This is a genomic window from Aminobacter sp. GW821-FHT11F06 (genome assembly GCF_058808215.1).
Genome location: NZ_JBXARL010000005.1, coordinates 321,273 through 335,124, shown reverse-complemented (window position 1 = coordinate 335,124; position 13,852 = coordinate 321,273). Strand labels below are relative to the sequence as shown.

Below are 13,852 nucleotides of genomic sequence, written 5' to 3'. Positions count from 1 at the left end.
CTCTATTATTCCGGTGCGGTGCTGAACAGGCGCCCAGCCCCAGCGGCGCGCGGGTCGAGCCCGGCACGCCTGACAGTTGCCCACAAGCCGGCAAGTGGCGATGTGATGACCGGAATGCCGGCTTCTGCCTCGATCGCGCGCACGGCCGCCCGAGTGGCAAGCCCGCCACAGGAGATCAGCACGGCGTCGGCATCAGGTGCCGCAGCAAAAGCACGACGGCCTAATTCGGTAACATCGTCCTCCGGCACCTGATGGACCGCATCGACAGAGGAGATGCCGAGATGCTCCAGAGACAGCACCTCCAGCCCGGCTGCTTCAAGGAAGCGCAACAGCGAGACATTGACGTCGTCGCGATAGGCCGTGGCAACCGCAAGGCGTCGTACGCCGAGAGATGTAGCCGCCTCCAGTATGGCGCTGCTCATGGTGAGTGCCGGAACACCGGACCGGGCTGCGATCTCGCTTTCCAGCACGGCATTGAAGTCAGGGCCACGATAGAAACTGAGCGACGTACCCATCAACGAGACCACGCTTGCGCCGCGTGCCACGAGACGAGCGGCGGCGGCACCAACCGTTTCGATCACCGAGTCATAGCCATTGCTCGACAGCTCGGTGAGACCAAGTCCTTCGGCGAGAAAACTGAACTGCGGATAGATCGTGCTGGCATCCGGCGGCACAGCGCCAGAGGCAGGCGGAACGATCAGACCAAGATGCGGGCGGTTCAGCATGGCAGCCTCGATGAGCCGCCGAAATCGCGCAACGCCTGAAACATGAAGAACTCCACTTGATACAAGTCAGCCGAGGCGGACGCGGGGGTCGCGCACGGCCTGAAGAATGTCGACGCAAAGGTTGGCAACGACGACGAAGAACGCGGCAATGAGCACGGTGCCCATGATGACGGGAAGGTCGCCGCTTTCGACCGCCTGAACGGCAAGGGAACCGACACCGTTGAGGCCCCAGATGCGCTCGGTGATGATGGTGCCGCCAAGCAAACCGCCGAGGTCGAGGCCGACCAGCGTCATCACCGGCGTCATCGCCGGCGGCAACGCGTGCTTGTACATGACGCGCTGTTCGCCGAGCCCCTTGGCGCGGGCAGTGCGCACATAATCCTGGTTGAGTGTCTCCAGCATCGAGCCGCGGACGATGCGGGTATAGGTGCCGGTGCCGACAACCGCCAGCGTCGCCCACGGCAGGATCATGTGGCGCAACCATTCCAAGGGATCGCGGGTGATCGGTACGAACCCGCCAGAGGGAAAGATTGGCAGCCCGGCATTGGTGAGCTGGAAAAACAGCAAGTAGAACAACAACGTGCCGACCACGAAGGTAGGAAATGACATGCCGGCGAGCGCCGCCATGGTGATCAGGCGGTCGGCGGCATGGCCGGAGCTGCGGGCCGAGAAGATGCCGGCGGGAATGGCAACCAGCAGCCAGACGGCCACCGACCCCAGCGCCAGTGATATCGTTGCCGGCATACGCCGCACAATGGTCGTCAACACCTCTTCCTGATTGACGAAGGACATGCCGAGATCGAAATGGAGCAGCGCCCACATGTAACGCAGATATTGTACATAAACCGGCTGGTCGAGCCCGAGCCGGGCGCGCACCATCGCTACCTGGTCAGCTGTGGCGAACTCACCAGCGAAATTGAGCGCGGGATCGCCTGGCGTGGCGAGGAAAAACAGGACGAAAACGGCAAGCGTGATCAGCCAAAGGGTCAGGAGACCGAACAGGAGCCGGCGCAGCAGGAATCTGAACATGACAAATCCTATTTGCTGCGCTGGGCAGTCGGATCGAGGGCATCGCGAAGACCGTCACCCAGGACGTTGAAAGCCAAGGTCGCCGCAAGAAGGAACAGGCTCGGGAACAGGATCGACCACCAGGCAACGGCGTAGTTTGTCTGGTTTTCGGCGATGATGCCGCCCCAGGTCGCCGTGGGTGGCGGAACGCCAAGGCCGAGGAAGCTGAGCGAAGCCTCGAGCACGATGACCTGCGGGATCAGAAGGCTGCCATAGACAATGACCTGGCCGGCGATATTGGGCAGGATCTCGCGCACCATGATGTGGGTGTCGGACGCGCCAAGCATGCGCGCCGCATCGACGAACTCGCCGCTCTTGGTCGCCACCACCAGGTTGCGCACGACACGCGCCACCGGCCCCCAGGTAAAGAAGATTATGGTTCCCATCATGATGGCGAAACTTGCGCCATAGACCGAGACCAGGGCCACGGCAGTGATGAGCAGCGGCAAGCCCAGAACCACATCGACGAAGCCGGACAGCAAGGTGTCGATGAGCCCCCCGCGATAGCCGGCCAGCATGCCGACAACGACGCCAATGGCTATCGCTGTCAGCGCGCAGGTAATTGCCACGAAGACGGTGACCTGCGTGCCGACGACCAGCCGCACGAACAGGTCCCGGCCGACGACGTCGGTGCCGAGCAAGAAGATCGACCCCGGCGGCAAGGGCACGCCACCGGCGGTCAAGCCGGTGTCGCGGAATTGCTCGTTAGGTCCATGCCCGATCAACGCCACGATCAGCGGCGCGAAGACGGCTGTCAGCACCAGCAGCAGGATGACGGCACTTGCTGCCATGGCTGCCTTGTCGCGCAGCAACTGACGCAAGACGCGCTGCCTTGTGCTGTCCACTGGTGCGGCCTGCTGCCGTGAAATGGCTGTTGTATCGGACATGGGCATTTCCAACGAGACGGTTCAGTCCTTGGTCAACGGCGTGGCGTGGTTCGGCGGCAGGTCGAACTCGTGGCCGGAGACGCCGAAATCAGTGAGTGCGGCAAGGATCGCGTCGCCATGCTTTTCGGCGAGCTCGACCGCACCGACATTGTCCTCAAGCTGAGCGATACGGCTCGCGCCGAACAGAAGCGAGGCTGTCTGCGGATTGGCGATGGCGAAGGCGATCGCCAACTGCGCCATCGAACAGCCAAAGCTTTCGGCCACTTCGCGGAGCCTCGGCACCAGCGCGATAATCTCCTCGCGCACATTGCCGGGATCGCGCCCAAGCACGCGTTCGCGGACGAGGCTGCCCGCCAGGATGCCACCTTCGAGACTGTCCGATGCGTGGATGGAAATGCCCGTCTCGGCGCGCAGCTGCGTGTATTCCTGCGACTCGACGATGTGGCGGCGCGCGATGTTGTATTTCAGCTGCACGATTTCAGGTGTCGGCAGGCCTTCAGCGATGCAGGTTTCATGCGCAATGCGCAGGTCCTTTGCCGACCAGTTCAGGCCACCCCAGGCACGGGCCTTGCCCGACGTGACGAAGCCGGCGTTGAGGCGCGCGGTTGCCGCCGGGTCGTCGCGGCCCGGGCGCATTCCGTAGCACATGATCACGTCGAGATAGTCGGTATCTAGCCGAAACAGCAGCCCGTCGAGCTGGTGCTCCAGCGTCGGCTCGTCATTGTCGTACCACCAGACCTTGTCCATGATCATGATCTGATCGCGCTTCAGCCCGGCGTCGCGCAGGGCGCGCGCGAGCACCACTTCAGTGTGCGGCGCGGTGCGGTAGTGGGCAACGTCGAAGAGATTGATCCCGAGCTCGGCGGCGCGCCGAACGAGATTGACGACGTCGCGGTACTCCATCCGCGAATAAGTCTGGTAGGACCCCAGCGACAAGACCGAGGTCTTGAGGTCCGATTTTCCGATCTGGCGATACTGCACTTTAGGCTCCAGGCATGTGGATTGAAAAAGAGCGGGGCGGCGGCATGCGCCGCCCCCGCCGGCTTGCTTATTCGTCGATCCAGACCAGGGTCGGGTCGACGTTGTTGAACAGCAGGTTGACGGTGGTGCCGCGCATGCGCTCGGAGGCGTAAAGCGAGATCTTGCCGGTGATCAGCGGCACGACGGGGGCGTCGGCCATGATCGCCCGGTCTGCTTCAGCCCAAGCATCGGCGGCAACAGTTTCGTCGGTTGCCGTCAGCGCTTTGTCGATGAGCGCGTTGACCTCCGGATTGTTGTAGCAGGTCCAGTTGCTGGTGCTCTTCTCGCAGGCCTCACCATGGAACATCGGCACGATCATGGTACGGGCGGAATCGCCTACCCAGTCGGCGCGCAGCGAGGTCAAGCCTAGATCCCAGGCGCCGGCGTTGGTTGCCTGGCGGTTCTGGTACATCTGCGACATCACCGTGCGCGACGGCCCCGGCTGCATGATCAGCTTGATACCGGCCTTGGCCAGATCGGCTTCCAGCGCGGCCGAATACAGATCGTAGCGGCCGCCAGCGGCATAGCTGTATTTGAGCTCAATGCCATTCGGGAAACCTGCCTCTGCAAGCAGCTGCTTGGCCTTGTCCGGATCGCCCTTGCTGTCGGGTGTCGGATACGGGTCGTAAGGCTTGTATCCAACGACATTGGCCGTCAGCAGCTGGCCGATCGGCTGCTTGGCGACAGGGCCGCCGCCGACTTGGACGATCGCCGATTTGTTGGCCGCATAGTTCAGCGCCTGGCGGACGCGAATGTCGGCCAATGCCTTGTTGTTGTTCGGCGAAGCCAGATTGATGACCAGGATCGGATTGACCGCACCGTCGGCGAACTGGAGCAGTTGGGGATCGCTCGGATTGGCCATGATGCGGGTGAGGTCCGCAGTAGCGATCGACAGGTCGAAGTAGCCGTCGATGTCGCCTGCCTCGATCATGCGCTGGGTCTTGCCGGCGTCGGGCGTGCCGAAGGCAACCTCGATGCGGTCGACATAGGCCTTGTGGATCGGATCGGCGGCGGCGTTCCAGCTTTCGCTGCGCGCCAGCGAGATACTCTCGTTCAGGATATAGTCTTCAATCACATAGGGTCCGGAGCTGACATAGTTGCGGCGCAGCTCAGGCGAATTGGGCAGATAGTCGAGCATCTCGACAGCCACCGGCGCGGAAGACACCAGCGCAAGGATTGAAGCGAAGTCAGCGGTCGGCCGCTCGAGCGTGATCTTGAGCGTGCGTTCGTCCTCAGCCGTCAGCCCTTCGACGCTGGTACCCTCGACATAATCACGAATGGCGGCAACGTCGGCAGGCACCTTGGCAAAGCCCGCGCAATAGTCAGCAAAACCTTTGATGACGCCAATATAGTAAGTCGGCGTCCCGGTCGGCTGGACCGGGTTGCACAGCCGCTTGAAACCACGGATGGCGTCGGCCGCAGTGATCTGGCGCGGGGCGTCGGTACTCCAGGTCGCTCCCTCACGGATAGTCAGACGATAGACAAGACCGCCCTCCTCGGCGACCGACACCGCTTCGGCCAGATCGGCGACGGGCTGGGCAGCCACCTTGGGATCGGCATCAGTCGGAAACGCCACCAGCGTACGTGTTAGCGCGCGGTGCAGAAACACCGCGGCGGTGCGCGCCGAGACCGGATCGAAGCCGGCGACGTCGCCCGAGCCCACGAGCTTGAAGGTTCCTCCCGACTTGGGCTCGCTGGCCATAGCCGGCTGCGCCATGCAAAACCCGACAAGGGTAGCACCCAACATCCATCTGCCTGCCGACAGAATCTTCATCTTCGTTCTCCTCCCCTATTGATGCGCCGGTCAGCGATGCGAGCCTGGCGAAATTACAACTTGCAATCTGTGCCGTATTTCGGTACGATGTTCCAAATTACGGCACAATTGCTATTTCAGGCTTGGAAGGATGTCAAGGCATGAACAGCGTGAGGAAGGCCCTTGTGGTTCTAGAGACAGTCGCCGACCTGCAGCCGGTCGGAGTCAGCGAACTGGCCGTTCACCTCAAGCAGCCGAAATCGTCAGTGCAGCGGGCCCTCGAAACGTTGCATGAGGCAGCGTGGATCAGGCCCGCCACGGGCGAACGGACACGCTGGGAGCTGACATTTCGAGCCAGTCGCCTCGCTCGCAAGTCAGGCAACCATTTCGGCCTACGCGAAGCGGCCTTGCCGGTGATGGAGCACCTACGACGCGAAAGTGGCGAGACCATCCACCTGGCGGTCCTGGACGAATCCGAGATCGTGCTGATAGAAAGACTGGAAAGTCCCCATGCAGTTCGCCATGTCGAGCCACTCGGCGGCCGCGCGCCGGTACTGGTCACCGCCACCGGCAAGGCCATGCTGGCGCAGATGCCGGACGCTGAAATCGAACGAATCTATGGCGATGCGGTCGGGGCCGACAGCCAGGCCAGCGCTGTTTCCGCTGCGCTGCCACTGCACGACCTTCTTATCGAATTGCGCGAGATCGCAAGTCGTGGCTATGCCACCACCACTTCGTGGCGCGACGGCGTATTTGCGACCGGTGCTGCAATAAGTGGGCCGGACCGGCGCCCGATCGCGGCAATCAGCATCTCAACGCCCGCCGCCCGCGCGTCCGCCGAAGCGCGTGCGGCGCATGCTCAGCTTATCGTGGTGGCAGTGAGCCAGATCGCCGAGCATCTGAACTAGGACGTCTGGTCCCAAGCTTGGCGCACTAAGCGAATTCGTAAGCTCCAAGCAGGCGCTCGACTTCCGATCGCAGCCGGACCTGCAAGGCGGGTGCCGGCAACGACCTTGATTTTGTACCCGTCGCCGATTTTTCCGTAGTCCTGGCGCTCCTGCCCAGTCACACAATCGGCAAAGGCTCGCCGGTATTCGAGCGGCTTCGGGCGGTCAAGGCGCAGGGCGAGATCGATCTTTTGCAGCAAGGCATCCTCCTGTCCGAATTCGGGCTTTTGCACATGCAGCACAACGCCGTTGTGGGAATGAGCCAGGCGGACCTTGTCGGGCTCTACCACACGGGTGTTGCGGATGCGGCGCTCGGGTCGTCTCGCCGCATCGTGACGGCGGAATAAGTCGGGCTGGGCGCCATGCCAAAAGCAGTTGATTCGCCGTCTGCTACGGGCGATCCGGTCAAGGCCGACATGGTATGCACCGTGGACGGCTACGTCCGGCATGTCACGGAACTTCGTTTTTGAAACGGCCACGCAAGAGCAGCTTCAATTGCACGCTATCGCCGAGTGTGCGTTCGAAGACGGTCTTGCCGCACTTGTGCCGGGAAAGCCGTTGGCTGGTGTTCACCGCGCCGCCAGTGACAGCCTCGTACGGCAAGGGTTGCGCTCCTATCGGCGCGGCCATTTCGGTCACGGTGTCGGGCAGTCCGTGTTTTCCGAGCAATGGCCGTTCATCGCGGCCGATAACGACGCCGAAATCGAGATCGGCATGGTGCTGGCGTTCGAGATTCCTCTTTATGTCGACGGATTGGCGAGCTTCAACCTTGAGGACCAGTTCCTGATCACCCAAGACGGGTCAGTTTCCATGAACCGTATGCCACGCGAGATCGGCGTCATCTCGCCCAAATCGCGCTGAAGCCGATGTGGCTTCACCGGCTCGACACCGGGCATAAACGATAACGAACAACAAAGGGAACGGCCCATGGCCATCGAAAACGCAGTCAGCGCCGACGAGATCAAGGTCGATCGGGCCAAGATGCACATCTCCGACACCGATGTGGCGATCGACATTGTCGGCATGCACAAGTGGTATGGCGAGTTCAATGTGCTGAAAGACATCAACCTCAGGGTCATGCGCGGCGAGCGCATCGTCATCTGCGGCCCGTCGGGCTCGGGCAAGTCGACGATGATCCGCTGCATCAACCGGCTGGAAGAGCATCAGAAGGGCAAGATCATCGTCGATGGCAAGGAACTGACCAACGATCTCAAGAAGATCGACGAGGTCCGCCGCGAGGTCGGCATGGTGTTCCAGCACTTCAACCTGTTTCCGCATCTGACCATCCTGGAAAACTGCACGCTGGCGCCGATCTGGGTGCGCAAGACGCCGAAGAAGCAGGCCGAGGAGCAGGCGATGCACTTCCTGCGCCGGGTCAAGATCCCCGAGCAGGCCAACAAATATCCCGGCCAGCTCTCGGGCGGCCAGCAGCAGCGTGTGGCGATCGCGCGTTCGCTGTGCATGAACCCGCGCATCATGCTGTTTGACGAGCCGACCTCGGCGCTTGACCCTGAAATGATCAAGGAAGTGCTCGAAACCATGGTCGGTCTCGCCGAAGAAGGCATGACCATGCTGTGCGTGACCCATGAGATGGGTTTTGCCCGCAAGGTTGCCAACCGGGTCATCTTCATGGACCAGGGCCAGATCGTCGAGGAAAACACCCCGGCCGAGTTCTTCGACCATCCGCGCCACGAGCGCACCAAGCTGTTCCTCAGCCAGATCCTGCATTAGCAGCGGGAAGCGGATCTATCCGAAAATATTCTGAGCCTAGCCCCTTCTGATCGACAATCCTCATGAAGGGACCTGTGTTCGGCCAGATTTCCCTGGGAGCGAAATGGCTGCTTGGCGTAGCTCGAATTTCTTGATCTTGCCGGTCGCTGTCTTCGGCAGTTCGCAGAAGACGAAATGGCGAGGTACCTTGAAACTAGCAAGATGCTCACGGCAGAATGTCTGGAGATTGTCGGCTGTTGCCGAGGCGCCTTGCCTGATTTCCAGATAGGCGCACGGCACCTCGCCCCATTTCGGATCCGGTGCTGCGACGACCGCGGCCAATAGCACCGCCGGGTGCTGGTGAAGCACGTTTTCCACCTCGAGACTGGAAATATTCTCTCCACCGGAAATGATGATGTCCTTGGAGCGGTCCCTGATTTCAATATTGCCGTCAGGATGGCGAACGGCGAGGTCGCCGGTGTGGAGTTCACCGCTGCGGAACGCAATCTCGGTGGCTTGCGGGTCACGATAATATCCGGCCATCAAGGTGTTGCCGACAAGCACGATCTCGCCCATCGAATGGCCGTCGGCAGGCAAATCCTGACCGGCTTCATCGACGATCCGGGCGCGTCCAGCCGTCAGATGCCGCATACCCTGTTTGGCGAGTTCAATGGCCTTTGCTGTGGGCGGCAACGCGCGCTCTTCCTCGGAAAGATCGCGCATGGTGGCTGGGCCGTAGGATTCGGTCAGGCCGTAAAGATGGATAAGGTCGAAACCTAGCTGATCCAGCTGTTCGATCAGTGCGCTGGTCGGCGCAGCACCCCCCGTTGCGATGGTGACCCGGCGCGTGGCGTTGCGCTTCTCGCGGGCCGGGTGGTCGAGCAGCATGTAAAGCACAACCGGCGCGCAGGACATATGCGTGACGCAGTGGTCCTCGATTGCCGGGAAGATCAATTGGGGATCAACGCGGTCGAGACATACATGCAGCCCGCCCGCCGCTGTGACCGCCCATGTGTGGCACCAGCCGTTGCAATGGAACATCGGCAGCGTCCAGAGATAGACCGAGCGCGGAGTGAGCCCAAGCGACACGACATTGCCAAGTGCATTCAGATAGGCGCCGCGGTGGTGATAGACGACCCCCTTGGGTCGTCCCGTGGTGCCTGATGTGTAATTGAGGCAGATCGGCTGCCACTCATCATTGACCGCTGTGTGGTCGAGCCTGCGGGCTACCCCATCGTCGGCGAGAACGGCGACATTGTCTCCGCCGGCGGATGGCTTGTCATCGTCGGCGAAAACGAGACAAGCAATGTCCTTTGGTTCGGTAGCTGCTCTAGCCATAGCGAGGCAGGCAGGATCGCTAATGACAAGCCGGCTTTCGGAATGGTCGAGGATGTAGCCGATGGTTTCGACATCGAGCCGGGTGTTGATGGTGTTGAGCACGGCGCCGAGCATCGGCACCGCGAAATGTGCTGCCAGCATTTCCGGCCGGTTGCCGGCCAGAACCGAGACGACATCGCCAGCTCGCACCCCATGTGCGGTAAGCCGCTCGGCCAGGCGTGCGACAATTCCAGCCAGTTGCCGGTAGCTCCACAACTTGCCGCGCCATGCAACCGCCGGGCGCTCGGCATAGGCATCTACCGAGCGCACAAGAAATTCGAGCGGCGTGAGCGGCTGGTGGTTCGCCGGTCTGGGCAACAGATGAGGGTCGTGGCGCATGAGAGCTGCAGTTGCTGGGGAGTGAAGTTCAGGCAGCCGAGGCGAGCTTGGCGGACAGGCAAGCCGCGCCGTTCGTCGCGTCGAACACATGCAGCTTGCGCTTGTCGGCGGTGAGGTGGATGGTCTCGCCGCGTACGATCTTGCTGGCACCGTCAAGCTTGGCGACCAGTGGTTCGGTCGCCCCGATGTCGACATAGGCAATCGTCACCTCGCCGAGATGCTCGACAAGCGAAACCGTTCCGGAAACCAATGCCTCATCGGCGCTTGCGATCCGCAAATCTTCGGGCCGGGCACCGAGCTTGACCGCATTTCCTTGGGCGATGACCTCGACATCTTCCGGCAAGTCGACGGTTGCGCCATGGATGGCAATTCGTACCGGGTGACGTGACAGGATCTCCGCATCGATGATGTTCATCGCAGGTGAACCGATGAAGCGTGCAACGAAGAGATTGGCCGGCCGGTCGTAAAGCTCAAGTGGCGTGCCGACCTGCTCGATCCTGCCGCCATTCAGCACGACGATCCGATCGGCGAGCGTCATCGCCTCGACTTGGTCGTGCGTGACATAGATCATCGTGGTTCCCGGCAGCTTTTCCTTCAGCCTGGCGATCTCGATGCGCGTGGCGACGCGCAGTGCCGCGTCGAGATTCGACAAAGGTTCGTCGAAGAGAAAGACCTTTGGGTCACGCACAATGGCGCGACCGATGGCGACGCGTTGGCGTTGGCCGCCTGAAAGCTGGCGCGGCAAGCGGTCGAGATAGTCGGTCAGCTGCAGCATGGCGGCGGCCTTGCGAACGCGGCTGTCACGCTCCACTTTGGACAGGCCGGCGATCTTGAGGCCGAAACCCATATTGTCGCCCACCGTCATGTGCGGGTAGAGCGCATAGTTCTGGAACACCATGGCGATGCCGCGCTTTGCGGGTGCGAGATTGTTGACCACTGTACCGCCAATGGCGATCGTGCCGTGGTTGATCTCTTCGAGCCCGGCGATCATGCGCAGCAGCGTGGACTTGCCGCAGCCCGATGGGCCGACAAAAACGACGAACTCGCCGGATTTGATGTTGAGGTCGATGCCGTGAAGCACCTGCATCGAGGCATAGGATTTCCTAGCGCCCTTAATCGTAACGTCGGACAAAGCTTCCTCCCAAATTGCCGCTTGCAAACCCACTCCCTCAACGAGAGGTCGGAGCGTCCGCGCGGATCAATCCTTCATGTTTCAATTCGGCCCAAAGGTCGGCGGGTATGTCGCGCCTGATGTGGGCGAGGTTGGCGGTCACCTGGTCGGGGGTGAATGCGCCGGGAATGACTGAGGTGACCTGCGGATGGAGCAGCGGAAACTGCAGTGCGGCGGCGATAAGCGGCACGTCATGGCGCGCGCATACCGCGCTGATCTTCTCAGCTTTTACCAATTCCGCCGGCGTCGGGTCGGCATAGTTGTATTTGGCATTCGAAACCGGACCGGTGGCGTAAAGGCCCGAATTGAATACGCCCCCGATGATCAGGCCGACATTGCGTTCGACACAGAGCGGGATTTCGGCATCCAAGGTCTCTTGTTCGCCAAGTGTATATTTCAAGGCGAGCAGGAAGAAGTCGAGATCGAACAGTTCGAGGAGACGGGGGATCATGCCGAGCTCGTTGATGCCCGCGCCGACAGCACGGATCATGCCGGCGGCCTTGAGGTCGGCAAGCGCGCGGAAACCGCCATTGGCCAGTTGGGCGAGCTTCGCCGCTACCATGGTTTGTGAGCCCTGATGCCAGACGTCGAGGTCGTGGATGACAAGCATGTCGACCCGGTTCATGCCGAGCCGCTGCAGGCTATCCTCATAGGCGCGCATCACGCCGTCATAGGTGTAGTCGAAGTGATGCTCGAAATGGAGGCCACCAGCCCAGAAGCCGGTGTTAAAACGCTCCGGCTGGGCGGGTGGGCGCAGGATGCGCCCCACCTTCGTCGACAGGATCACTTCGTTGCGTGGCTGGCGATAGAGGAAGCGGCCGACGCGATGTTCGCTCTGGCCGCGCCCATACCATGGCGCGGTGTCGTAGTAGCGGATGCCGGCATCCCAGGCACCGGCGAGCGTGGTTTCAGCGTCCTGTTCGGTGACCTTGGTGAAAAGTTCGCCAAGAGGGGCTGCGCCGAAACCGATCTGGGGCAGCATCACACCGGTGCCGCCTAGCCTGCGCGTCTGGAATGGTTCCATCTGGGATTCCTCTAAATCCATGCCGCCCGCAGCCGAGGGCAGGGCGTTTTGCTGTATCAATAGGTTGCACGGCCACCGGAAACGTCGAACACAGCCCCGGTCGAGAAGGAACATTCCTCTGACGCCAGCCAGCAGACGAGACTTGCGACTTCCGAAACCTGGCCAAAGCGTCCGATGGGGATCTTCGACAGCATGAAGGCAATGTGCTGCTCGGTCATCTGGTCGAATATTTCGGTCTTCACCGCAGCTGGCGTGACCGCATTGACGCGGATTTCCGTTGCAGCAAGCTCCTTGCCCAGAGATTTGGTCAGGCCGATCATGCCAGCCTTGGACGCCGAATATGCCGAGGCAGCCGGGTTGCCCTCCTTGCCGGCTACGGAGGCAATGTTGACGATGCGGCCGTAATTGTGTTGGCGCATGTGCGGTATCACCGCCTTGCAGGCAAGGAAGGCGCCGGTGAGGTTTACCTCCATCACCTGCCGCCACGCATCGGCCGGGTAGTTTTCGACCAAGGCGTTGGGGCCGGTGATCCCAGCGCTGTTGACCAGAATGTCGATCCGGCCGAAACGATCGTTGACGGCCTGTGCGGCCGCCGCAATTGAGGCTTCACTGCTGACGTCGGCGGCAAGGCCGAGCGCATTGACGCCGAGCAAAGCGGCTGCCTTTTCGGCACGGCCGCCGTTCAGGTCCACCAAACAGACCAAGGCGCCCTCGCCAATCATTCGAGTTGCGATTTCAAGGCCGATGCCGCCGGCACCGCCGGTGATCAGCGCGACGCGCTGCTTGAACCTGTCAGACATTGAGTGTTCCTTCAGAAAGTTGAGGCGGCTCGGTCAGAGCGCGAGGCGATAGGTGCGGATGGCATTGTCGCGCCAGAAGCTGCTTTGTTCGCTAGCGCTGGCGCCTTTGAGATAGTCGTCCAGGATCTCGATCCAGCGGGCTGGCGGCACGGACTGCAACGTCACCGGCCAGTCGCCGCCGAACATCGTGCGTCCGAGGCCGAATTCGGCGAAGGCGACGTCCATGAAAGGCAGCAGGCTATTGGGCGTCCAGTCGGCTGCCGCCTCTGTCGCGACACCCGAGACTTTGCAGACGACGTTGGGAAACTGCGCCAGCAAACGCATCTGGCTCGCCCATGGCTGCATTTTGCCATCACGGATATCTGGCTTGCCGATATGGTCGAGTATCATCTGGACGTCGGGTAGCGCTTCGACGAATTTCAGCACATTGGACATGTGGCGGTGGTCGACACAGATGTCGAAAGACAGGCCGTGGCCTGCGAGCGCACCTACGCCTTCGATGAAGTTCGGCTGCAGGCAAAAGTCGATGTCGTCTTCAAACTGGATGATGCGGCGGATGCCGCGCAGCATCGGATGGCGACTCAGCCTTGTCAGATCTGCTTCGACCGCACGGCCCTTTTCCAACGGCGCCCAGGCGACCATGGCCTTAATGCGCGGATCGATCTCTGCCTGTTGGGCGACCCAATCCGCTTCTTGTTCGTAGGCCGAAAAGGCAGCCTCGCACTGTACGAAAACCATCGCCTCAACCTCTACCGAGCCAAAGGCGGCCTCGTAGTCATCGAGCAGATAGGGCCTGTTTAGCAGCGCATTGCCCTCAAGCCAGGGATAGGAAATCTCCGCCGGATTCCACAGATGCAGATGGGTGTCGATGATTGGAATGTTCGGCATGCATCTCTCCTTGCAGTCCTGCGTCGGCGGCTCGAAAGCCACGAAATGGCGGTCCCGATCTGGGATTGGCTCAGTCCTGGCTCTTCGGTCTCCGAGCGTGCCAGCACCATTGAACTGCGTCTTGTCGACGAGCCCACTTGTGT

14 protein-coding genes are annotated in these 13,852 nt (G+C 61.5%); 3 read left to right on the top strand and 11 right to left on the bottom strand.

Features of this window, described 5'->3' with window-relative positions; translation table 11 throughout:
* Positions 1-5: 5 nt before the first annotated feature.
* From AC1RTB_RS15110 to AC1RTB_RS15090, 5 genes are all read right to left on the bottom strand, one after another.
* Positions 6-725 carry an arylmalonate decarboxylase gene (locus AC1RTB_RS15110; RefSeq protein WP_492881900.1) on the bottom strand — a complete coding sequence of 240 codons (720 nt, stop codon included), beginning with the start codon at positions 723-725 and terminating at the stop codon, positions 6-8.
* A gap of 66 nt (positions 726-791) precedes the next feature.
* On the bottom strand, positions 792-1,754 hold the full coding sequence (locus AC1RTB_RS15105; protein ID WP_492881899.1) for an ABC transporter permease: 963 nt from the start codon (positions 1,752-1,754) through the stop codon (positions 792-794).
* A gap of 8 nt (positions 1,755-1,762) precedes the next feature.
* On the bottom strand, positions 1,763-2,680 hold the full coding sequence (locus AC1RTB_RS15100; RefSeq protein WP_492881898.1) for an ABC transporter permease: 918 nt from the start codon (positions 2,678-2,680) through the stop codon (positions 1,763-1,765).
* Between the two features lie 21 nt (positions 2,681-2,701).
* A complete protein-coding gene (locus tag AC1RTB_RS15095; protein ID WP_492881897.1) occupies positions 2,702-3,661 on the bottom strand; it encodes an aldo/keto reductase in 960 nt (319 codons plus the stop codon).
* A 67-nt stretch (positions 3,662-3,728) separates the two neighbouring features.
* The gene (locus AC1RTB_RS15090) at positions 3,729-5,474 is read right to left on the bottom strand and encodes an ABC transporter substrate-binding protein (protein ID WP_492881896.1); all 1,746 of its coding nucleotides are present in this window, start codon (positions 5,472-5,474) and stop codon (positions 3,729-3,731) included.
* Between the two features lie 140 nt (positions 5,475-5,614).
* Between AC1RTB_RS15090 and AC1RTB_RS15085 the strand changes: the two genes are divergently transcribed.
* On the top strand, positions 5,615-6,361 hold the full coding sequence (locus AC1RTB_RS15085) for an IclR family transcriptional regulator (RefSeq protein ID WP_492881895.1): 747 nt from the start codon (positions 5,615-5,617) through the stop codon (positions 6,359-6,361).
* Here the strand turns inward: AC1RTB_RS15085 and AC1RTB_RS15080 are convergent.
* Complete coding sequence (locus tag AC1RTB_RS15080) at positions 6,358-6,849, bottom strand: hypothetical protein (protein ID WP_492943826.1); 492 nt, start codon at positions 6,847-6,849, stop codon at positions 6,358-6,360. The two genes, AC1RTB_RS15085 and AC1RTB_RS15080, sit on opposite strands and share 4 nt — an antisense overlap.
* 46 nt (positions 6,850-6,895) lie before the next feature.
* Between AC1RTB_RS15080 and AC1RTB_RS15075 the strand changes: the two genes are divergently transcribed.
* On the top strand, positions 6,896-7,261 hold the full coding sequence (locus tag AC1RTB_RS15075; RefSeq protein ID WP_492881893.1) for a M24 family metallopeptidase: 366 nt from the start codon (positions 6,896-6,898) through the stop codon (positions 7,259-7,261).
* 66 nt (positions 7,262-7,327) lie between these two features.
* The gene (locus AC1RTB_RS15070) at positions 7,328-8,131 is read left to right on the top strand and encodes an amino acid ABC transporter ATP-binding protein (RefSeq protein WP_109574548.1); all 804 of its coding nucleotides are present in this window, start codon (positions 7,328-7,330) and stop codon (positions 8,129-8,131) included.
* A gap of 60 nt (positions 8,132-8,191) precedes the next feature.
* On the opposite strand, the gene AC1RTB_RS15065 is transcribed toward AC1RTB_RS15070, so the two are convergent.
* The 5 genes from AC1RTB_RS15065 to AC1RTB_RS15045 are packed head-to-tail and all read right to left on the bottom strand — an operon-like array spanning position 8,192 to position 13,709.
* The gene (locus AC1RTB_RS15065) at positions 8,192-9,826 is read right to left on the bottom strand and encodes an AMP-binding protein (RefSeq protein WP_492881182.1); all 1,635 of its coding nucleotides are present in this window, start codon (positions 9,824-9,826) and stop codon (positions 8,192-8,194) included.
* Positions 9,827-9,854: 28 nt separating this feature from the next.
* Entirely contained in the window at positions 9,855-10,958 is a 1,104-nt protein-coding gene (locus tag AC1RTB_RS15060; protein WP_492881183.1) for an ABC transporter ATP-binding protein, read from the bottom strand.
* Between the two features lie 37 nt (positions 10,959-10,995).
* Positions 10,996-12,021, bottom strand: a complete 1,026-nt coding sequence (locus AC1RTB_RS15055) for an aldo/keto reductase (protein ID WP_492881184.1) — start codon at positions 12,019-12,021, stop codon at positions 10,996-10,998.
* Between the two features lie 56 nt (positions 12,022-12,077).
* Positions 12,078-12,821, bottom strand: a complete 744-nt coding sequence (locus tag AC1RTB_RS15050) for an SDR family NAD(P)-dependent oxidoreductase (RefSeq protein ID WP_492881185.1) — start codon at positions 12,819-12,821, stop codon at positions 12,078-12,080.
* A 33-nt stretch (positions 12,822-12,854) separates the two neighbouring features.
* On the bottom strand, positions 12,855-13,709 hold the full coding sequence (locus AC1RTB_RS15045; RefSeq protein WP_492881186.1) for an amidohydrolase family protein: 855 nt from the start codon (positions 13,707-13,709) through the stop codon (positions 12,855-12,857).
* Between the last annotated feature and the right edge of the window lie 143 nt (positions 13,710-13,852).